Below are 20,855 nucleotides of genomic sequence, written 5' to 3' on the forward strand. Positions count from 1 at the left end.
AGAGCGATCATGACAACACGTATAACGCTGTGGCGAGAACTCTTTGCAGAGCATCCGCGAATCTTACTGAAGAATAACGACTTCACGGTTACCGCATTTCGTTACGCCAGCGGAGTGGAAGGGCTGAAGGTAGAAAACAGTCGTGGACATCTGGTTATTCTGCCCTGGATGGGGCAGATGATCTGGGATGCTCAGTTTGATGGCCATGACCTGACCATGCGTAACATGTTCAGTCAGCCGAAACCGGCGGCGGAAGTGGTGGCGACCTACGGCTGTTTTGCCTTCCACTCAGGTCTGTTGGCAAATGGCTGCCCATCACCAGAGGATTCACATCCTTTGCACGGTGAAATGGCTTGTGCCGCGATGGATGAAGCCTGGCTGGAGCTGGAGGGTGAGAATTTGCGCGTGGGTGGACGCTATGAGTATGTGATGGGGTTCGGTCATCATTATCAGGCGCATCCTGCGGTGGTAATGCACAAAGCGAGCGCGCTGATTGATATTCAGATGGCGGTTACCAACCTCGCCTCAGTGGCAATGCCGTTGCAGTACATGTGCCATATGAACTATGCCTACGTACCGGAAGCCACCTTCAGCCAGAATATTCCGGATGAGGCCATGAAGCTGCGTGAGTCGATACCCGCGCATGTTAAGCCGACTGAGCAGTGGCTGGCGTTTAATCAGCGGATTGTTCAGGGCGAGGCTTCTCTGGCGCGGCTCAATGAACCGCATTTTTACGATCCGGAAATTGTCTTCTTTGCTGACCAACTGGACAGGTACACAGATAAGCCGGAATTTAGCATGATCGCACCTGATGGCACCACGTTCGTTACGCGTTTCTCCAGCACGGAGCTGAATTATGTGACGCGTTGGATCCTCTATAACGGCGATCAACAGGTTGCGGCATTCGCCTTGCCTGCAACCTGTCGACCTGAAGGATTCCTGGCAGCACAACGCAATGGCACCTTGATTGAAATAGAACCGCAGCACACCCGGACATTTACAGTCACAACTGGCATAGCCTGATCGCTCAAGGCTTGAACACCAAAGCACTTATCGTTAAGGTAAGCGCTTTTGCTGGGTGGCGGCATTAATGCCTTATCCGGCCTACAACGGCACCCGCCCGTAGGCCTGATAAGCGTAGCGCCATCAGGCATGCCTTAGCGCCAGGATGAACCCATGATTACCGTTGCCCTTATTGACGACCACCTCATCGTCCGCTCCGGCTTTGCCCAACTGCTGGGGCTGGAACCTGATTTGCAGGTGGTCGCTGAGTTTGGCTCAGGCAGTGAGGCGCTGGCGGGATTACCGGGACGCGGCGTGCAGGTGTGTATCTGCGATATCTCTATGCCTGATATCTCTGGTCTTGAACTGTTAAGCCAGTTGCCAAAAGGAATGGCGATTATCATGCTCTCTGTCCACGACAGCCCGGCGCTGGTGGAGCAGGCGCTCAACGCGGGCGCGCGTGGTTTCCTTTCTAAACGCTGCAGCCCGGATGAGCTGATCGCGGCGGTGCATACTGTGGCGACTGGCGGCTGTTACCTGACGCCGGACATCGCCGTCAAACTGGCGGCTGGTCGTCAGGATCCGCTCACCAAACGCGAACGTCAGGTGGCGGAAAAACTGGCGCAAGGTATGGCGGTCAAAGAGATTGCCGCTGAACTGGGTCTGTCGCCGAAAACGGTGCACGTGCATCGCGCTAACCTGATGGAAAAGCTGGGGGTCAGCAACGACGTCGAACTGGCCCGCCGGATGTTTGACGGCTGGCAATGAACACGTTCTGTTCCCGGTTAATCACCGTTGTTGCCTGCTTCTTTATCTTCTCTGCCGCGTGGTTTTGCCTGTGGAGCATCAGCCTGCATCTGGTTGAGCGCCCGGAGCTAGCGGTACTGCTGTTTCCGTTTGGCCTGCGTCTGGGGTTGATGCTGCAATGTCCGCGCGGCTACTGGCCGGTGCTGCTGGGCGCGGAATGGCTGCTTCTTTTCTGGCTGGCGCAGGAAGTGGCGCTGGTCCATTTACCACTTTTGATGATCGGCAGCTTCCTCACGTTACTCCCGGTGATGTTGATTTCGCGATACCGCCATCAGCGCGACTGGCGCACGCTGCTGTTGCAGGGCGCGGCGCTCACGGCGGCGGCGCTGCTGCAATCGCTGCCCTGGCTTGGGCAAGGTGAAGAGGCGTGGAACGCGCTGTTGCTGACGCTCACCGGCGGATTAACGCTGGCGCCGATCTGCCTGGTGTTCTGGCACTATCTGACCAGCACGACCTGGCTGCCGCTGGGCCCGGCGGTGGTGTCGCAGCCGGTGAACTGGCGCGGGCGGCATCTGGTCTGGTACCTGCTGCTGTTTAGCGTCAGCCTGTGGCTACAGCTCGGTTTACCCGCCGAACTTTCGCGCTTCACGCCGTTTTGCCTCGCGTTGCCGATCATTGCGCTGGCCTGGCACTACGGCTGGCAAGGGGCACTGATTGCGACGCTGATGAACGCCATCGCGCTGATTGCCAGCCAGACCTGGCACGATCATCCCGTCGATCTGTTGCTCTCGCTGCTGGTGCAAAGCCTGACCGGGCTGCTGCTCGGTGCGGGTATTCAGCGTCTGCGCGAACTTAACCAGTCGCTGCAAAATGAATTAGCACGCAACCATCGTCTGGCGGAACGCCTGCTGGAAACCGAGGAGAGCGTGCGCCGGGATGTGGCGCGCGAACTGCACGATGATATCGGCCAGACCATCACCGCCATTCGCACCCAGGCGGGCATTGTTCAGCGGCTGGCGCCAGAAAACGCAGGGGTGAAGCGCAGCGGGGCGCACATCGAACAACTTTCTCTCGGCGTGTACGATTCGGTGCGTCGCCTGTTAGGCCGCCTGCGACCGCGCCAGCTGGACGATCTCACGCTGGAGCAGGCCATCCGCTCATTGATGCGCGAAATGGAGCTGGAAAGCCGTGGCATCGTCAGCCATCTCGACTGGCGAATTGACGAATCTGCACTTAGCGAAAGCCAGCGGGTGACGCTGTTTCGCGTCTGTCAGGAAGGGCTGAACAACATCGTTAAGCACGCCAACGCCAGCGCGGTGACGCTTCAGGGCTGGCAACAGGATGAACGGCTAATGCTGGTGATTGAGGACGACGGCAGCGGTCTGCCGCCTGGGTCGAATCAACAGGGATTTGGCCTCACTGGGATGCGTGAACGCATTAGCGCCCTCGGCGGATCGCTCTCGATTTCCTGTACGCACGGCACGCGGGTCAGCGTGTCGTTACCCCAGCGATATGTGTAAGGCGCGGTCATGTTTTCATTTTTAAAAGCTCCGGCCAGTGCGCCGCTCATTACTGATAAGCGTGAAGTGGATGCCCTCTACCGCTACTGGCGGCGGCATATCCTGACCACCATCTGGCTCGGCTACGCGCTGTTCTATTTCACACGCAAGAGCTTCAATGCCGCCGTACCGGATATCCTCACCAGCGGCGTGCTGACTCGCAGCGACATTGGGCTGCTGGCGACGCTGTTTTACATCACCTACGGCCTGTCGAAGTTTGTCTCCGGTATCGTCAGCGACCGTTCGAACGCCCGCTATTTTATGGGTATCGGACTGATTGCCACCGGCGTGGTAAACATTCTGTTTGGATTCTCCACCTCGCTATGGGCCTTTGCGGTGCTGTGGGCGCTGAACGCCTTTTTCCAGGGCTGGGGATCGCCGGTCTGCGCACGTTTATTGACCGCGTGGTATTCGCGTACTGAACGCGGCGGCTGGTGGGCGCTGTGGAACACCGCACACAACGTCGGCGGGGCGCTGATCCCTATCGTGATGGCGGCGACAGCGCTGCACTACGGCTGGCGCGCCGGGATGATGATCGCCGGGCTGCTGGCGATTGTGGTGGGGATTTTTCTCTGCTGGAGGCTGCGCGACAGGCCGCAGGCGATTGGTCTGCCGCCAATTGGCGACTGGCGGCATGATGAACTGGAAATTGCCCAACAGCAGGAAGGTGCTGGGCTGAGCCGCAAAGAGATCCTCACCCGCTATGTGCTGCTGAATCCTTATATCTGGCTGCTGTCACTGTGTTATGTGCTGGTGTACGTGGTCCGTGCCGCGATTAACGACTGGGGCAATCTGTACATGTCGGAGACGCTCGGCGTGGATCTGGTGACCGCCAATACCGCCGTGACAATGTTTGAGCTGGGCGGATTTGTTGGCGCGCTGGTGGCGGGTTGGGGTTCGGATAAGCTGTTTAACGGCAACCGCGGTCCAATGAACCTGATTTTCGCCGCCGGAATTTTGCTCTCCGTTGGCTCGCTGTGGCTGATGCCGTTCGCCAGCTATGTGATGCAGGCCGCGTGCTTCTTCACCACCGGATTCTTCGTCTTCGGCCCGCAGATGCTGATCGGCATGGCAGCGGCGGAGTGTTCGCACAAAGAGGCGGCGGGCGCGGCAACCGGATTTGTCGGGCTGTTTGCTTATCTGGGGGCATCGCTCTCCGGCTGGCCGCTGGCGAAGGTGATGGAGGTCTGGCACTGGACCGGATTCTTTGTGGTGATCGCTATTGCGGCGGGAATTTCCGCGCTGCTGCTGCTGCCGTTTTTAAATGCCCAGGCTCCGCGCGAACTCAACGAAGCGTGATGTACCTCACCTTTTTGTCCCGAGTGGAGCAAAACTAAGAAATTTTCCCGGTTTCACCTGGACGCTGTCTCAGGCGCGTCTTCCGGCTGATTTTTACAATGCCTGCCATTCGCAGGTATAAAAATTAGCTCGGGAGTGTCAAATGCTGGCCTTTCTAAACCAGGTGCGCAAGCCGACCCTGGATCTGCCGCTCGATGTGCGGCGCAAAATGTGGTTCAAACCGTTCATGCAGTCCTATCTGGTAGTCTTTATCGGCTACCTGACCATGTACCTGATCCGCAAAAACTTCAACATCGCGCAGAACGACATGATCTCCACCTACGGGCTGAGCATGACGCAGCTGGGGATGATTGGCCTGGGCTTCTCCATCACCTACGGCGTGGGTAAAACGCTGGTTTCCTACTACGCGGACGGCAAAAACACCAAGCAGTTCCTGCCGTTTATGCTGATCCTCTCCGCCATCTGTATGCTTGGCTTCAGCGCCAGCATGGGCGCGGGTTCAACCAGCCTGTTTTTGATGATCGCTTTCTACGCGCTGAGCGGTTTCTTCCAGAGTACTGGCGGCTCATGTAGCTATTCCACCATTACTAAATGGACGCCGCGTCGCAAACGGGGTTCTTACCTCGGCATGTGGAATATCTCCCACAACCTCGGCGGTGCGGGTGCGGCGGGCGTGGCGCTGTTTGGCGCTAACTATCTGTTCGACGGTCACGTCATCGGTATGTTTATCTTCCCGTCGATTATTGCTCTGATTGTCGGCTTTATCGGCCTGCGCTACGGCAGCGACTCCCCGGAATCTTATGGCCTCGGTAAAGCCGAAGAGCTGTTCGGTGAGGAGATCAGCGAAGAAGACAAAGAGACCGAAGAAAACGAGATGACCAAATGGCAGATCTTTGTTGAGTACGTGCTGAAAAACAAAGTGATCTGGCTGTTATGTTTCTCGAACATCTTCCTGTACGTAGTGCGTATCGGTATCGACCAGTGGTCCACAGTCTACGCCTTCCAGGAGCTGAAGCTTTCCAAAGAAGTGGCGATTCAGGGCTTTACCCTGTTCGAAGTGGGCGCGTTGGTCGGTACGCTGCTGTGGGGCTGGCTCTCTGACCTGGCGAACGGTCGTCGTGCGCTGGTGGCCTGTGTAGCGCTGGCGTTGATTATCGCCACCCTGGGCGTTTATCAGCACGCCAGCAACCAGTACGTTTATCTGGCTTCGCTGTTTGCGCTGGGCTTCCTGGTGTTTGGCCCGCAGCTGTTAATCGGCGTTGCGGCAGTCGGATTTGTGCCGAAAAAAGCGATCGGCGCAGCCGATGGGATTAAAGGCACTTTCGCTTATCTGATTGGTGACAGCTTCGCCAAGCTCGGTCTGGGGATGATTGCCGACGGCACGCCGATTTTCGGGCTGACCGGCTGGGCAGGCACCTTTGCTGCGCTGGATACCGCCGCCATTGGCTGTATCTGCCTGATGGCCATCGTGGCCGTGTTTGAAGAACGTAAAATTCGCCGCGAGAAAAAGATTCAACAATTGAAAGTTGCTTGAGTTAAGTGTGCATTGGTAACTTTTGCCCGCCTTAATGGCGGGCTTTTTTATACTCTAAACTGGCTGGTTTCATGTACCAGATTGCGCAGCCACTGATGAGCGGCATCGCGGTGCGTGCGTTCATGCCAGGCCATGCTTTTTGTAAAACCGGTTATGGGCAGCGGGGGCGGTAAAACGTGCATACGGGTGTCGTCATACGCCAGACGGGCAGGAACAACGGCAATCATATCGCTGATAGCGAGGATGTCCGGCAATACCAGGAAGCTGCTAACCGACAAACCAATCTGCCGTTGGCGTCCGACGCTTGCCAGTGCCTCATCGGTGACGCCCCAGAAACTTTCGCCCTCATAAGAAACCAGCACATGCTCCAGCGCGCAGAAGCGATCGAGCGTCAGCGGTCCCCCCGCATCAGGATGCGCATGACGCATGAGACAAACGTACTCTTCATCATATAACGCCCGGCTGTGCAGGTTGTCGGGCGTGGAATCCGGCGTCAGCAACGCCAGGTCGATTTTCCCCTGCTCAAACTGTGTGGTGAGCAGCACTGGCTCAACCGGGATCACTCGTACACGAATGCCCGGTGCGCGCACGCGAAGCGCGGCAATAAATGGCACGATAACCGCTTTGAGCGCGTAATCCGTAGCGGCGACGGTAAAGGTGAGCGCTGCGGTGAGCGGGTCAAATTGTGTCGGTTTAAGCAGGATATCGATATCGCTGAGGATTTGTTTGACCGGAGCGGCCAACTGTTGGGCACGCAGCGTCGGAACAATGCCATGCGGTGTGCGACTAAACAGCGGATCGTCAAAATAGTCGCGCAGGCGGTTGAGCATACCGCTTACCGCAGGCTGGGTGAGCGACAGCCGCTGCGCCGCCCGGGTTACGCTGCGTTCATCCAGCAGGGCATCCAGCGTTTTTAACAGATTGAGATCGAGCGTTCTGATATCAGATTTCATGATGTCTGCCTGCGAGTTCGATAAGTCACATTATGACACGTTCAGTCGTCGACAGAGGTGAATTTGCCGCTATGATGGGCGTCCTGTCTGGTAATGGATGTGCGCATGATTTGGATAATGCTGGCCACGCTGGTGGTTGTTTTTGTGGTGGGATTTCGGGTGCTAACGTCCGGGTCGCGGCGGGCAATTCGCCGTCTGAGCGAGCGGCTGAACATTGATGTCGTGCCGGTAGAATCGATGATCGATCAGATGGGAAAAGTACAGGGAGAGGCTTTTTTACAGTACCTCCACCGTCCTGATGAATCGCATCTACAAAATGCTGCCCAGGTGCTGTTGATCTGGCAAATCGTTATTGTCGACGGCAGTGAGCAGAACCTGTTGCAATGGCACCGCTGGCTGCAAAAAGCCCGGCTGGCTGCACCGATTACCGACGCGCAAGTGCGTCTGGCGCTCGGTTTTCTGCGCGAGATGGAGCCGGATATGCAGGAGCTTAATGCGTTCCAGATGCGCTATAACGCCTTTTTCCAGCCCGAGGATGGCGTGCACTGGCTGCACTGATATCAAAATTTATGATGACGACTATTTTGAATCGTCATTATCTTTATATCTTACGCGAAAGCATGATGTACCTCGTTAATTCACACGACGAGGTACATCATGAATCAAGCGACTCAACAACGTGCAATTATCTGGCCTGCAGCGTATCTGCCGGGGACGACTGATAACTTTGCTTCAAATGAAATTATCGTTGCCGGACTGAGCGCCCGTGCCGTCTGGGCACAGCTTAATGACACAACGCGCTGGCCGACGTATTACAGCAACGTAGCGGATATCCGTTTTCACGACGGTTCCGGTCCATTGTTAAGCATGGATGCCCGCTTTCGTTTTACGACTTTTGGTTTCCCCATCGAAGCGCAAATCACTGAGTATGTGCCGCCGGTTGACGGCCAGGCCGCGCGTGTTGCCTGGCATGGCTGGGCGGAAGGCGACGCCACTACACGTCTGGATGTGATCCACGCCTGGCTCTTTGAGGATTTACCCGGCGGGCGCGTACGTATTCTGACCCAGGAATCACAAATTGGCGTTCCGGCACAAGAAATGGCACGTACGCTGCCCAATCCGATGATCAACGGTCATCAGGAGTGGATAACCGGCCTGGCCCGGGCTGCGCGTGACGCTTAATTGAGCCAGAAAGGGCTCTCTGTCCTGGGCCGGATAAGGCGCAGCCGATCTCTGGTGAATAGTTGTCAAAACGTTAAATACGTCACAAATTTAATGTTACACTGCGTAACTTTTCTACAATAACCCCACGCAGGTAACAAAATGAGTGAAGCTGTTGAACAAAAATCCCGCGCTGAGGCAAATTCCCGACCTAACTGGTCGGCGGTATTTGCCGTGGCGTTCTGCGTTGCCTGCCTGATAACCGTTGAATTTCTCCCCGTTAGCCTGTTAACGCCGATGGCGCAGGATTTGGGGATTTCTGAAGGTGTGGCCGGGCAATCGGTGACCGTGACGGCATTTGTCGCCATGTTCGCCAGCCTGTTTGTGACGCAAATTATTCAGGCGACCGATCGTCGCTATGTGGTGATCCTGTTTTCGGTGCTACTGACGCTTTCCTGTCTGCTGGTTTCCTTTGCCAATTCTTTTTCGCTGCTGCTCGTTGGCCGCGCCTGCCTCGGTCTGGCGCTTGGCGGCTTCTGGGCGATGTCGGCGTCGCTGACCATGCGTCTGGTTCCTGCACGTACGGTGCCGAAAGCGCTGTCGGTTATTTTTGGCGCGGTCTCCATCGCGCTGGTAATTGCCGCGCCGCTGGGGAGCTTTTTGGGCGGCATTATCGGCTGGCGTAACGTGTTTAATGCGGCGGCGGTAATGGGCGTGCTGTGCACGATTTGGGTGGTGAGAGCGTTGCCTTCGCTGCCAGGTGAACCTTCGCATCAGAAACAAAACATGTTCAGCCTGTTGCAGCGTCCAGGGGTGATGGCCGGGATGATTGCCATCTTCATGTCCTTTGCTGGTCAGTTCGCCTTCTTTACCTATATTCGCCCGATCTATATGAATCTGGCGGGCTTTGACGTTGATGGCCTGACGCTGGTGCTGCTGAGCTTCGGTATTGCCAGTTTCGTTGGTACGTCGTTCTCGTCGATGATTTTGAAGCGTTCGGTCAAACTGGCGTTAGCCGGTGCGCCACTGGTGCTGGCGCTCAGTGCGCTGGTCCTGATCCTGTGGGGCAGCGACAAAGTGGTCGCGGCGGGTATTGCGATTATCTGGGGGCTGTTGTTTGCGCTGGTACCGGTCGGCTGGTCGACGTGGATCACCCGTTCGCTTGCCGATCAGGCAGAAAAAGCCGGATCCGTCCAGGTCGCCGTGATCCAGCTTGCCAATACCTGCGGGGCAGCGGTGGGAGGCTATGCGCTCGATACCCTCGGACTGCTGTCGCCCCTGATGCTTTCCGGCAGCCTGATGCTGCTGACGGCGCTTTTGGTTACGATGAAGGTCAGGATTCAGTGAAAACAGTTGCCGGATGGCGCATCGTTTTCAGTCAACACTGTCATCCGGCAACTTAATCAATCAAAACCATTATTTTCGGCGGTATGGGCAAACCATTCGCCGCTCTTTTTCACTGTGCGCTTTTGCGTTTCTAAATCCAGCTGGACAAAACCGTAGCGGTTTTTATAGCCGTTGAGCCATGACCAGTTATCAATAAAGGTCCACATATGGTAGCCAAGACAATGACAGCCTTCGCTAATGCCTTTATGTAGCCATTTCAGATGCTCAGCAACAAATTCGATACGGTAGCTGTCGTTAATTTGCCCTTCCTGAATAAAGCGCTGTTCGTTTTCTACGCCCATACCGTTTTCTGAAATAAAGCAGCGTGGGTTACCGTAATTATCGCGAAGATTGGTAATAATATCGTAAATACCCGGCTCATAAATTTCCCAGCCGCGGTAAGGGTTCATTTTACGTCCCGGCATTTCGTAGTAATCAAACAGCCACTCCGGCATAAATGGCGCATTCGGATTGACTGCCGTATCGCGGCATTTCACACGACGCGGCTGATAATAGTTAATCCCCAGCAGGTCGATTTTGCCGTCGGCGATCAACTGCGCATCGCCTGGCTGGCAGGCCGGAAGCTGATCGTACTCTTTCAGCAATGCCACCAGATCCGCCGGATATTCCCCTTTCAGTACCGGGTCGAGGAAGCTGCGATTAAACAGCAGATCCGCATGGTGCGCGGCTTTGACATCTGCCGGATGCTGCGAGCGCGGATACGAAGGCGTCAGGTTTAATACCACGCCAATTTCACCGTCATGGTTTGCATCACGATACGCCCGCACCGCCGTCGCATGCGCTAGCACGGTATGGTACGCCACGGTGGCCGCACGTTTGAAATCCACCACGTTAGGGTAATGGAAGTCATACAAATAACCACCTTCTACCGGAACAATCGGCTCGTTGAAGGTGAACCAGTGCTTAACGCGGTTGCCGAACAATTTGAAACACGTCTGTGCGTAGTGGCCAAACGCCTCGACCACTTCACGGTTTTCCCAGCCGCCTTTTTCCTGCATCCCCATCGGCATGTCGAAGTGGAACAGAGTGATAAATGGCGTTATGCCTTGCGCCAGCAGCTCGTCGATGACGTTATTATAGAAATCGACGGCCTCAGGATTAACCTCACCGGTGCCGTCCGGGATCAGGCGTGACCAGCTCAGAGATGTACGGAAGCTGTTGTGTTTCAGCTGTTTGAGCAGTGCGATGTCCTGTTTCCAGTGCTGATAAAAGCCTGAGGTGTTCGCCGGGCCAACCCCCTGATGGAAACGACCTGGCTGGCGGTCGAACCACACATCCCACGTGGTCTGGCTTTTGCCGCCGTTCTGGCTATCTCCTTCGGTTTGTAGCGCCGAGCAGGCACTGCCCCACCAGAAGTTTTCAGGAAAACGGTATCGCATATTGTTGCTCCATTGCTATTTATCTGTTCTGGCAACAATACGTGTTTTTACGATACAGAAACCGGTTACAGTGCTCATTTTACAACATAATAGCTATAAATCCGGGCATTCAACTTTGCCAAGCGCTTCCCAGTAGTTGTTTTGATTGTTTCTTTGAATTGCCAGAATGGCTTCGCGGATGTGCTGCTGATTACGCGTATCAGCCATAATCGTTTTTTCCCACACCTCATCAGATGGCGACCCTTGCGGGGTGCAAATCTTACGCAAATCCTTCATAACAGTATTCTTTTCGTGTACAGCCTGCAGACTGCCATAAGCCGAGTCGGCTTGCGCCAGACCGGGTAGCGTGAAAAGGACGGCAATAATCGGAAAAATGACTCGTTTCATGATAATAATCCTTGTTGTCTATGCGCATCATCTCAAGAGTAAGTGTAGACGGCATACGACTCACTCATCACCCTGTGTTAATGTCTAAAAATAAATCAGCCAGAAGTTGTAGTTATTTCAGGAGGATAGGATGCAAATACAGATTACAGATACGATTACCGAAGACGATCAAAATGCCCTGCTTGCCGGATTGCGCGCTTACAACCGGCAGTTTCTCAGAACCACCAATTTTGGCGACCTGGCGGTGTACTGGCGCGATGAGCGCAATGACATTCTGGGTGGGCTGATCGGCAAAATCAAAGGCGAATGGCTGTGCATTGATTTTCTGTGGATGCATGACTCGCTGCGTAAAGGTGGTTACGGCACAAAATTGATGCAGGCCGCAGAACAGACGGCGCGTGAGAGAGGATGCCTGCATGCGCTGGTGGATACCATGAGTTTCCAGGCGCTGCCGTTTTATCAGAAAAACGGCTATCAGCTGCAAATGACCCTCGATAACTTCCCGGAAACCGGTTCCGCGCGCAATTATTTGTCGAAAACGTTTTGATGACCGGAAGGTCTGGATGCCGCCGCCAAAGAGGATTTAGGTACTTGCCCGGAGGGTGATCTCACTTACCGGGCATTTTTGCGAGCGTTATTCCCTGAAAATGAATACATTGCAAAAGTATGTATTTATCCGCCAAGCCGCCCCGCAACTAGAAAAATTCACAGATGTTGTGTGTGCGCCTGGCGAGTAAGGTTCTGTCATCTTGTTCTTCTGGTGACGGACCGCCATGAAAAAACCAACAACTTCTACGCCGCATGATGCGGTATTTAAAAAATTCTTAAGCCATCCAGAAACAGCACGGGATTTTATTGAAAGCTATCTCCCCGCACCATTACGTGAACTTTGCGATCTGAACACACTGAAGCTGGAGCCAGGGAGTTTTATTGAGGAAGACCTGCGTGCCAGTTATTCCGATGTTCTGTGGTCGCTAAAAACGAGAACTGGTAAAGGCTATATCTACGCGTTGATTGAACACCAGAGTTCACCGGATGCTCATATGGCATTCCGAATGATGCGTTACGCCATTGCCGCGATGCAGAATCACCTTGATGCTGGCCACAAAACGCTGCCGCTGGTGGTTCCGATACTTTTTTACCATGGCGTTGCCAGCCCGTACCCTTATTCGCTGTGCTGGCTGGATGAGTTTGACGATCCAGAGACTGCGCGGCATCTTTATGGAGCGGGCTTCCCGCTGGTCGATATCACGGTGGTGTCTGATGATGAGATTATGCAGCACCGGCGAGTGGCACTACTGGAACTTGTCCAGAAGCATATACGCGAGCGCGATTTGATGGTGCTGGTCGATAAACTGGTTGCCCTGTTGATTAAGGGACACGCTAATGACAGTCAGGTAGAAACGCTATTTAATTACCTGGTGCAGTCTGGCAGCGCACCGCGTTTTGAGGCGTTTATTCGAGAGGTTGCCCTGCGCGTTCCCCAGCATAAGGAGAGATTAATGACGATTGCAGAATGCTTACGTGAGTCGGGACGAAGGACAGGGTTGCTAGAGGGCAAACGCGAGGGCAAAAAGGACGAAGCGTTGCGGATAGCCCATGCCATGCTTGAGAAGGGGATCGATCGTGAACTGGTGCTAATTATTACCGGGCTTGCAATTGATGAACTAACGGTATCTTCCGACTAATTAATCTCAGCCCCATTATGCTTTTTTCTTCTTGCTGATGCTTTTTCGTTTTTTAAACCGCAGCGGCCTTCCCGCTATAGTCATTTCATTACTCATCAGGCGGTTATTGCAAAAGGATAAAACGTGAAGCTGAAGATACCTTATTTCGGGGCCGGGGCGGCGGTATTACTGGCGGGATTATTGCTGGCAGGATGCGATCAACAGAGCAGTGATGCAAAGCATATCAAAGTGGGTGTAATTAACGGTGCTGAGCAGGATGTAGCGGAGGTCGCGAAGAAAGTCGCTAAAGAAAAATATGGTCTGGAGGTGGAACTGGTGGGTTTTAGCGGTTCTCTGCTGCCCAACGATGCCACCAATCATGGTGAGCTGGATGCCAACGTCTTCCAGCATCGCCCGTTCCTTGAACAAGATAATAAAGCACACGGCTATAAGCTGGTCGCAGTGGGCAATACCTTTGTGTTCCCGATGGCTGGTTATTCGAAGAAAATCAAAACTGTCGCTGAACTAAAAGACGGTGCAACGATTGCGATACCTAACGATCCTACCAATCTGGGCCGGGCGCTGTTGCTGCTGCAAAAAGAGAAGTTAATTACGCTGAAAGCGGATACCGGCCTGCTGCCAACAGCGTTGGATATCACTGATAATCCTCGGCATCTGAAAATTATGGAACTGGAAGGTGCGCAGTTGCCGCGTGTACTGGACGATCAGAAAGTGGATGTGGCGATTATCAGTACCACCTACATCCAGCAAACCGGGCTTTCCCCGGTACATGACAGCGTATTTATTGAAGACAAAAACTCACCGTACGTGAACATTCTGGTGGCGCGAGAAGACAATAAAGATGCCGAGAATGTGAAAGAGTTCCTGCAATCTTATCAGTCACCTGAAGTGGCGAAGGCGGCAGAAACTATCTTTAACGGTGGCGCGGTTCCGGGCTGGTAATCATGACCTTTTGCCGCGCCGGTTGGTGTTAAACCGCTCTGGCGCGGCGACGTGAGTCCATTGAGATAAGTATTACCGAAGAGAGGATCAAAAGCGTTCCCAGCCAGTCTGGCAGGGTAAAGGTAATACCTAACAGCAGCAGGGACAGCAATGCGCTGCTCAACGGTTCCGCGCAGCTTAAAATGCTCGCTTTCGGTCCACCAATCATCTGCGCGCCTTTCAGGTACAGGCTAAACGTCAGCGACGTGCCGATGACCACCAGATAGAAAAACGCCAGAATCAAACTGCCATTCACCACGAAATTAGTGCCCTGTCCGGCATAAAACGGCAGCAGGATCATGCCGCCGATTAACATACTCCAGCCGACGACCGGCAGCGTGCCGTAGCGCGCGATAAGCGTTGAGGGGTAGGTGGTGTAGAACGCGGCGGCAAACGCCGAGGCAATTCCCCAGAACAGCGCGGCAGGTGAGATAGACAGCGATGTCGGGTTACCGTGGGTGACCAGCAAGAAGGTGCCGATAAGCGAGGTGAAGATCGCAGTCAGCACTAAAATCCCCGGTCGTGCTTTGCGCACCACGGAAAACCACGCCACGATTATGGTCGGTGACAAAAATTGCAGCACCGTCGCGGTGGCGGCGTTGGATTTTTCAATAGTCAGCAGAAAGGTTAGCTGTACGGTGAGCGCCCCAACCACGGAAAAAATCAGCAGGCTGATGGCGTCTTTGCGGTTTTTGATAATGGAGAACACTTTGTCGCCGTGAACGAAAGAGAGCATCAGCAGAATGAGCCCGGCGAAAATCAGGCGCGTCATGGTCAGAAACTGCGACGACATCTGGCTTTGCTCCATGATGTATTGCGCGCAAACGCCTGAACTTCCCCACAATACGGCGGCAATCAGGACGTTCATCATCCCTCTTCTGGTGGAACTCATCTTTCCCTCGGCATGTTGTTTTGTTTTATTTGTGTGCAGGCATCATAGCAGAGATGGTTGTGATTTCTGCCAGCACATCCGCAATCAGCCAGTCATTAAAGACTTTTACCTCCGGACGCATTACCGCGTGCTGTGGCGTAACAATGTAGTAAGACCACGCCAGAGGCCAGCGGGTGTTGGGATGAAGCTGAACCAGTTGTCCGTCTGTCAGTAGCTGCTGCACCAATGCTCTACGCACAATGGCGACACCTTGACCGCTGAGCGCCGCCAGAATCACCGCAGAGGTAGAGTTGATGTGCAATCCACTGTCGCAAACGGCAGGTGCCTGGATGGCGGTCAGGACATCATTCCAGCCCGGGAAATTGGCGCCGGGGTGGGGAGTGTCATCATGGATAAGCTTCTGTGCGGCCAACCATTCTCCACAGGAAATTTTATCTACTGGCACAATACGTGGGCTACAAACCAGAACCGCTTCTTCATCCATCAGCCAGGTTTTATTTACCCCAGGCCAGTCGCCTTTACCGCAACGTACGCCCAGATCCGCTTCGCCATGAGCAACATCCATCAGCTTTTCCGTCACGTTCAAGCGTAATTCTATGTTTTCATGCGCTTGTGAGAAGCGATTGAGGCGGCTCATCAGCCAGTTCATCACCAGTACCTGAGAGGCCGTGATGATCACCACCGAGCGCGCCCGTCGGCCGCGTAACTTGTTCAGCCCAGATTCCAGGCTATCCAGTCCTTGGGTTATTTCACGCAACGCGTCCTGTGCTTCGCTGACCAGCGTGAGACGCTCTTTGCCTGAACGGGTTCGATGCAGCAGCGGGTGGCCAACCCAGTCTTCCAGCGCACGAACCAGTTGCCCAACGGCAGCCGGAGTGACCCCCAGTTCCTGCGCCGCACCAGTAAAACTGCCGTGGCGGGCTGTGGCCTCAAAAGCGTGTAACCATTTAAGCCGATTAAGTGAGCGCATTAGGTCATTTCCCGTTTTGTGAATATCTTCAGTATATGCCATCGAGATAGATTTTCTTTCTCGGTTCGCTATTTCTTCTCATTCGTCAGCGCCTCAGGGTAGTGGCATTGTTAGCGCATTAATGAATACTTGAAACGAGGCTAGCGATGAACACATTATTTGTCGGCAAAAAACTGTTAGTGGTGGGCGGTACCAGTGGTATCGGATTTGAAACCGCAAAACTGATCCTCCAGGGTGGTGGTCGAGTGGTGCTGGTTGGCAATCGTGCCGAGAAAGCGGAACGGGCCCATCAGGCGTTGGCGGAGCTGGGTGACGTCTCTGTCATTGTGGCGGATCTGATGTCAGAAGCGGGTGTTAAGCAGGTGATGGCAACGGTAAATGCTGAGCACAAAGACATCAACCTGTTAGTAAATGCAGCTGGGGTTTTCTTCCCAAAACCTTTCACTGATCATGAAGTTGAAGATTATGAACTGTACATGAGCCTCAACCGCGCGACGTTTTTTATCACCCGCGATGTCGTGCGTAATATGGTGGCGGCTAACATCCAGGGTGCCATCGTGAATATTGGTTCGATGTGGGCACAACAGGCAATTGGCGCAACACCTTCTTCAGCGTACTCAATGGCAAAAGCGGGACTGCATGCATTAACTAAAAATCTGGCCATCGAGCTGGGGGCGAATGGGGTCCGCGTCAATGCCGTTTCGCCAGCAGTTGTGCATACACCTATCTACGAAGGATTTATCCCGAAAGAAGACGTACAAGGTGTGATGAGCAGCTTTGACAGCTTCCATCCGATTGGTCGGGTTGGTACGCCGCGTGATGTGGCTGAATCCGTCGCCTTCCTGTTGTCAGACAAAGCGCAATGGGTAACTGGCGCTATCTGGGATGTGGATGGCGGTGTTATGGCCGGACGTAATGGCTGATGGAAATCCCCCGCACAGCTGCGGGGGAGCGTCGAGACATTAAGGCTCAATCGGCGTCAGATAATCCAGCCGTAGCGGTTCGGCTAGCAGATCGTTCATTTGTAGAATGAACGCCTGGAAATGTGGCAGAGCGATATGCTCATCCAGACCGGCCTGACCGCGCCAGGATTCGCGCACGTAGAACACATCCGGCGTGTCGCGTAACTGGAACAGGGCATATTCAATATTGCCCGGCTCCCGGCGCGTGGGCAGCAGCAGAGCTTGTAGCGCCTGTTTCAGTGCGTCGATTTTCCCCGGTTTGGCTTTCAGTACCGCAATAATTGAAATCACGTCAGAATCAGACATGTTAAAACCCCTCCAGCACGATCTTGCCAACCGAGCGGCCGGTTTCAATTTGCGTGTGGGCTTTTTGCAGATTTGCCGCGGTAATCGCGCCAAAATGTTCGCCCAGCGTGGTACGAAGGGTGCTGTCGTCGATCAGGTGCGCCACGCGGGTCAGTAACTGATGCTGCGCAATGATGTCGTGGGTTGTGAACATCGAACGGGTAAACATAAACTCCCAATGCAGCGAAATGCTTTTGGCCTTCAGCGGGCGCGCATCGAGAGTTTGCGGATCGTCAATCAGCGCCAGTTTGCCCTGCGGCGCCAGTGCGGCAATAATTTGCGAATAGTGCTGCTCGGTATTGTTCAGGCTGGCAACGTGCGTCACCTCTTTAATGCCTATCCGTGCCAGCTCTTCCGTCAACGGCTTGCTGTGGTCAATCACATGATGAGCGCCCGCTTCACGTACCCATTTCTGGCTCTGCGGACGTGATGCGGTACCGATGACGGTCATTTTGGTCAGCTTACTGGCCAGTTGTGTCAGAATAGAACCGACGCCGCCAGCCGCGCCAACAATCAATAACACATCATCTTTATTGCCATTTTCCTCAACGCCCAGACGGTCGAACAGCATTTCCCAGGCGGTGATAGCGGTCAGTGGCAGCGCCGCAGCAGAAGCATTATCCAGTGTTTTTGGCTTCAGCGCGGTAATACGTTCATCAACCAGCTGAAATTCACTGTTACTGCCAGCGCGGCCGAGCGCTCCGGCGTACCAGACTTCATCGCCGGGTGCGAACAGGGTGACGGCTTCGCCCACGGACTTCACCACGCCAACGGCATCCCAGCCCAGCACACGCGGCACATCAGCGTTAAAACCTTCGCGGACCTTGGTATCTACGGGGTTGACGGAAATGGCTTTCACTTCAACCAGCAGATCGTGCCCGGTAGCAACTGGCATGGGCAGGTCAATATCTTGTAAAAATTCAATGTTATTGCCGTCGGTCGCGGCGCTGGTAATGGCGATGGCTTTCATATTCTCTCCGGTCACAGGAATCAGTTGAATAATTCGATGGTAAACCGGTAACAGAACGGGAAAAATAGCCCTATGGCGACAGGACTTATACTCGGGGAGTGAAAATGTTCCGGCTTGAAGATCTCACGTTGTTTGTCCGCGCCGCGGCGCTGAATAGTTTTAGTGATGCTGCGCGCGAAGTCGGCGTTCAGCCTGCTCAGGTCAGTTCAGCTATCAAGCGCCTGGAGTCTACGTTGGCTATCCGCTTGTTCGCCCGCTCCACGCGCAGCCTGCGCCTGACACCAGAAGGTGAAGTCTGGTTACCCTATGCCCGCCAGATGCTGGATGTAATGCATGCCGGGCTGCAAAAAATTCAGACCCCGGAAGATGAAGTGTCAGGCACGCTGCAAATCGCCGTGCCTTCCGATCTCGGTCGTAACCTGCTGCTACCGGTCTTTCAGTCGTTTCGACGCCGCTATCCCGCGCTGCGCCTGCGGATTTTTTTCTCCGACCAGGTAACGGATGTCTTTAAAGACCCCGTCGATGTTGCGTTTCGCTATGGCAACACCGAAGACGCGTCCTACATTGCGCTGCCGGTTGCACCGGGTAACCGACGCGTGCTGGTGGCATCACCGGAATGGGTTGAGCAAAACGGCGCGCCGCAAAAACTGGATGATTTAACACAGCTCAACGCCATGACTTTCGTATTACGCGGCCGCCTGCACGATCGCTGGACGTTTACGCGCAACGGCGAGGTCAGCAGTGTGCAGGTTAACGGCACCATTATGAGTGACGATGCGGAAGTGATCCGGCGCCTGGCGATTGCCGGAGAAGGTGTGGCGTACAAGTCGTGGCTGGATGTCAGCGAGGATGTGCGTGACGGTCGATTACAACTGCTGATGCCGGATTATCAGGGCGAGAAAGTCCCGCTGAATATGATTTGCCCGCATCGGAAACAGCTTTCAACCGCGGTACGCCTTCTGCACGAGGCGGTGAAGGCACGGTGTGAAATGCTGGCGCAAAGCTAATAAGCGCTTTACGCCAGAATACTATCGCGTCGTTACTCAGTCTTTTTTCGTTGCATTCGCAAAGAAAATATCAGACTGAATGTCTTTAGTGCGGATGGTAAAGAGCTGATTAGTCAGATCTTCCGTCAGCTTCTCGGCGTCGGCCATGATGCGCAGGTTGAAGTCATTCAGCATCTTATCCGCGGCGGGTTTATCGGTTTTCGCCATCTTCAGATACTCTGCTTCGACCTCTTTTTGCTCCTTCGCCACTTTGTCTTCCCACGCTTTGTAGGCTTTTTTGACGATTGGTGCGAGCTTCGGATAATCGGTCATCGTCAGCGTTTGTAATTTACGATATTTCCAGTAGATAGACTGATCGTCCGCTTTATCGGTACCCATCGTGTAGTTAGCCGGATACGCTTTCAGGCCGCTGTAGTACGGAACGAAGGCGGTGAGGTCAGCCATGCCCAGGCCAATGTAGGTCGTTTCACCAATCTCTTTTGGCAACCACGGACGGACCTGCATGACGTGCGCTTCATAGGTACGGAAAACGCTGACCGGACGCCATGGCTCTTTGCCGTTCAGACCGTTGGTGTACGGGTCATGGCTGGTCCCTTCATAGTGACTACGCAACACGGCCTTCACATCGTCCAGCGTCATTTTCTTCTCTGGCGTCATGAAGACCGGGAATTCGCGCCCTTTGGCCATATCCTGATTTACGGAAGGATTGAATTCTTTCTGGATGGTCCATACACGAGGGTCGTTATACGTGCGGTCACGCTCGTCATCACGGGTATAGGCTTTGGAGAAGTTGAATTTACCGTCTTTCGCCGGATCGTACAGTCCTTTTTCAGTCGCAAATTGAATCAGGTTTTTTGACGCCATCATGTCCGGATTTTTAGGATCGTAATCCTGTAAGCGGCCCTGATTACCGGTGGCAAAATACTGGTTATTCGGCAGACGCTGCGCCATCCACTGGTGGCCGCTACCGGTTTCCAGGTACCAGATCTCGTTATCGTCGACGACGGCAACGCCAAAACCTTCGCCTGCGCCGACGGTCTCAACGATATGGCCCAACAGCGCCACAGCTTCACGTGCGGTTTTACTTTGTGACAGCAGAATATCCGGGATATCGTCTTCGGTGATCCCTTTATCCTCAACGTACGGGTCGGCGGCCAGTGCTTTCGGTGAGGCAAAAATGGATTCTGTACCGCTCACGCCGACACCCAGCTCGTTAAATCCGGTCGCGCCGTGCAGTTGGGTTTTCCAGTTTGGGACAGTGGTATAACGCAGAGAGTTTTTCGGCAGTGGCCAGGTAAAATCATTCGCACCATTATGTGCTTTGGTGCTGTATACCCCGGTCTGATTTTGCTTTGCCGGATGAATGACAAAATGCTGTGCTTTCAGGGCATCGCTGTCTGCGCTACGGGCGACCAGCATGGAGCCGTCCGCTGATGCTTCGTTGCCGACCAGCAGGGTCGTACAAGCAAAACCTGATGAAACAACGGCCAAATTTATAGAAAGTGCAATCAGGCACTTTTTAAAAGTAAACATTACGTATCCCTCATATGTACGCCAAAAATACACCGGAAACATACCGTTTCCTGAAATGCGATAACGCCTGAACGCTCAG

The 20,855-nt window shown here is 54.2% G+C and carries 21 protein-coding genes; 13 read left to right on the plus strand and 8 right to left on the minus strand.

Annotated elements, in window-relative coordinates; genetic code table 11:
- The first annotated feature begins 9 nt into the window (after window positions 1-9).
- From OGY33_RS21590 to uhpT, 5 genes are all read left to right on the plus strand, one after another.
- Complete coding sequence (locus tag OGY33_RS21590) at window positions 10-1,023, plus strand: aldose 1-epimerase family protein (protein WP_071444548.1); 1,014 nt, start codon at window positions 10-12, stop codon at window positions 1,021-1,023.
- 153 nt (window positions 1,024-1,176) lie between these two features.
- Window positions 1,177-1,770, plus strand: a complete 594-nt coding sequence (gene uhpA, locus OGY33_RS21595; RefSeq protein WP_003023923.1) for a response regulator transcription factor UhpA — start codon at window positions 1,177-1,179, stop codon at window positions 1,768-1,770.
- Entirely contained in the window at window positions 1,767-3,269 is a 1,503-nt protein-coding gene (gene uhpB / locus OGY33_RS21600) for a signal transduction histidine-protein kinase/phosphatase UhpB (RefSeq protein ID WP_048215248.1), read from the plus strand. Before uhpA ends, uhpB begins: the two co-directional genes overlap by 4 nt.
- Window positions 3,270-3,278: 9 nt before the next feature.
- Window positions 3,279-4,607, plus strand: coding sequence for an MFS transporter (locus OGY33_RS21605; protein WP_048237040.1), 1,329 nt, complete (start codon window positions 3,279-3,281; stop codon window positions 4,605-4,607).
- Window positions 4,608-4,749: 142 nt separating this feature from the next.
- Window positions 4,750-6,141, plus strand: coding sequence for a hexose-6-phosphate:phosphate antiporter UhpT (gene uhpT / locus OGY33_RS21610; protein ID WP_003023929.1), 1,392 nt, complete (start codon window positions 4,750-4,752; stop codon window positions 6,139-6,141).
- Window positions 6,142-6,188: 47 nt separating this feature from the next.
- On the opposite strand, the gene OGY33_RS21615 is transcribed toward uhpT, so the two are convergent.
- Window positions 6,189-7,094 (minus strand): LysR family transcriptional regulator, encoded by a 906-nt coding sequence (locus tag OGY33_RS21615; protein WP_191237992.1) that lies wholly within the window; start codon window positions 7,092-7,094, stop codon window positions 6,189-6,191.
- A 105-nt stretch (window positions 7,095-7,199) separates the two neighbouring features.
- Here OGY33_RS21615 and OGY33_RS21620 point away from each other — a divergent pair, with 105 nt between their 5' ends.
- From OGY33_RS21620 to nepI, 3 genes are all read left to right on the plus strand, one after another.
- Window positions 7,200-7,652: a DUF1198 family protein gene (locus tag OGY33_RS21620; protein WP_003827141.1), complete on the plus strand. Its 453-nt coding sequence runs from the start codon at window positions 7,200-7,202 to the stop codon at window positions 7,650-7,652.
- Window positions 7,653-7,751: 99 nt separating this feature from the next.
- A complete protein-coding gene (locus tag OGY33_RS21625) occupies window positions 7,752-8,276 on the plus strand; it encodes an SRPBCC domain-containing protein (protein WP_191237993.1) in 525 nt (174 codons plus the stop codon).
- Between the two features lie 141 nt (window positions 8,277-8,417).
- A complete protein-coding gene (gene nepI, locus OGY33_RS21630) occupies window positions 8,418-9,602 on the plus strand; it encodes a purine ribonucleoside efflux pump NepI (RefSeq protein ID WP_048227349.1) in 1,185 nt (394 codons plus the stop codon).
- Window positions 9,603-9,658: 56 nt separating this feature from the next.
- Here nepI and gmuD read toward each other — a convergent pair whose 3' ends face one another.
- Both gmuD and OGY33_RS21640 read right to left on the minus strand, forming a co-directional pair.
- The gene (gene gmuD / locus OGY33_RS21635) at window positions 9,659-11,041 is read right to left on the minus strand and encodes a 6-phospho-beta-glucosidase GmuD (protein ID WP_191237994.1); all 1,383 of its coding nucleotides are present in this window, start codon (window positions 11,039-11,041) and stop codon (window positions 9,659-9,661) included.
- Window positions 11,042-11,134: 93 nt separating this feature from the next.
- On the minus strand, window positions 11,135-11,428 hold the full coding sequence (locus tag OGY33_RS21640; RefSeq protein ID WP_003827149.1) for a YicS family protein: 294 nt from the start codon (window positions 11,426-11,428) through the stop codon (window positions 11,135-11,137).
- A gap of 130 nt (window positions 11,429-11,558) precedes the next feature.
- On the opposite strand from OGY33_RS21640, the gene OGY33_RS21645 reads away from it, so the two are divergent.
- The 3 genes from OGY33_RS21645 (at window position 11,559) to nlpA (ending at window position 14,058) form a co-directional block, all read left to right on the plus strand.
- Window positions 11,559-11,975 carry a GNAT family N-acetyltransferase gene (locus OGY33_RS21645; protein WP_191237995.1) on the plus strand — a complete coding sequence of 139 codons (417 nt, stop codon included), beginning with the start codon at window positions 11,559-11,561 and terminating at the stop codon, window positions 11,973-11,975.
- Between the two features lie 226 nt (window positions 11,976-12,201).
- A complete protein-coding gene (locus OGY33_RS21650; RefSeq protein ID WP_191237996.1) occupies window positions 12,202-13,116 on the plus strand; it encodes an Rpn family recombination-promoting nuclease/putative transposase in 915 nt (304 codons plus the stop codon).
- Between the two features lie 123 nt (window positions 13,117-13,239).
- Window positions 13,240-14,058: a lipoprotein NlpA gene (nlpA, locus tag OGY33_RS21655; protein ID WP_032945419.1), complete on the plus strand. Its 819-nt coding sequence runs from the start codon at window positions 13,240-13,242 to the stop codon at window positions 14,056-14,058.
- Window positions 14,059-14,086: 28 nt separating this feature from the next.
- Here nlpA and OGY33_RS21660 read toward each other — a convergent pair whose 3' ends face one another.
- Together OGY33_RS21660 and OGY33_RS21665 are read right to left on the minus strand one after the other, a co-directional pair.
- Window positions 14,087-14,989: a carboxylate/amino acid/amine transporter gene (locus tag OGY33_RS21660; protein WP_003827166.1), complete on the minus strand. Its 903-nt coding sequence runs from the start codon at window positions 14,987-14,989 to the stop codon at window positions 14,087-14,089.
- Between the two features lie 25 nt (window positions 14,990-15,014).
- Window positions 15,015-15,959, minus strand: coding sequence for a LysR substrate-binding domain-containing protein (locus tag OGY33_RS21665; RefSeq protein ID WP_103014754.1), 945 nt, complete (start codon window positions 15,957-15,959; stop codon window positions 15,015-15,017).
- Window positions 15,960-16,105: 146 nt separating this feature from the next.
- Here OGY33_RS21665 and OGY33_RS21670 point away from each other — a divergent pair, with 146 nt between their 5' ends.
- On the plus strand, window positions 16,106-16,882 hold the full coding sequence (locus OGY33_RS21670; RefSeq protein ID WP_103014662.1) for an SDR family NAD(P)-dependent oxidoreductase: 777 nt from the start codon (window positions 16,106-16,108) through the stop codon (window positions 16,880-16,882).
- A 39-nt stretch (window positions 16,883-16,921) separates the two neighbouring features.
- Here OGY33_RS21670 and OGY33_RS21675 read toward each other — a convergent pair whose 3' ends face one another.
- Window positions 16,922-17,212 carry a putative quinol monooxygenase gene (locus OGY33_RS21675; RefSeq protein ID WP_162623446.1) on the minus strand — a complete coding sequence of 97 codons (291 nt, stop codon included), beginning with the start codon at window positions 17,210-17,212 and terminating at the stop codon, window positions 16,922-16,924.
- Between the two features lie 16 nt (window positions 17,213-17,228).
- Window positions 17,229-18,236 (minus strand): zinc-binding alcohol dehydrogenase family protein, encoded by a 1,008-nt coding sequence (locus OGY33_RS21680; RefSeq protein ID WP_191237997.1) that lies wholly within the window; start codon window positions 18,234-18,236, stop codon window positions 17,229-17,231.
- Between the two features lie 104 nt (window positions 18,237-18,340).
- Here OGY33_RS21680 and OGY33_RS21685 point away from each other — a divergent pair, with 104 nt between their 5' ends.
- A complete protein-coding gene (locus OGY33_RS21685; protein ID WP_048215260.1) occupies window positions 18,341-19,243 on the plus strand; it encodes a LysR family transcriptional regulator in 903 nt (300 codons plus the stop codon).
- A gap of 36 nt (window positions 19,244-19,279) precedes the next feature.
- On the opposite strand, the gene OGY33_RS21690 is transcribed toward OGY33_RS21685, so the two are convergent.
- Window positions 19,280-20,776 carry a C69 family dipeptidase gene (locus OGY33_RS21690; protein WP_003827181.1) on the minus strand — a complete coding sequence of 499 codons (1,497 nt, stop codon included), beginning with the start codon at window positions 20,774-20,776 and terminating at the stop codon, window positions 19,280-19,282.
- Window positions 20,777-20,855 lie beyond the last annotated feature (79 nt).

The organism is Citrobacter sp. Cpo032 (genome assembly GCF_030332975.1).
GTDB lineage: Bacteria > Pseudomonadota > Gammaproteobacteria > Enterobacterales > Enterobacteriaceae > Citrobacter > Citrobacter portucalensis.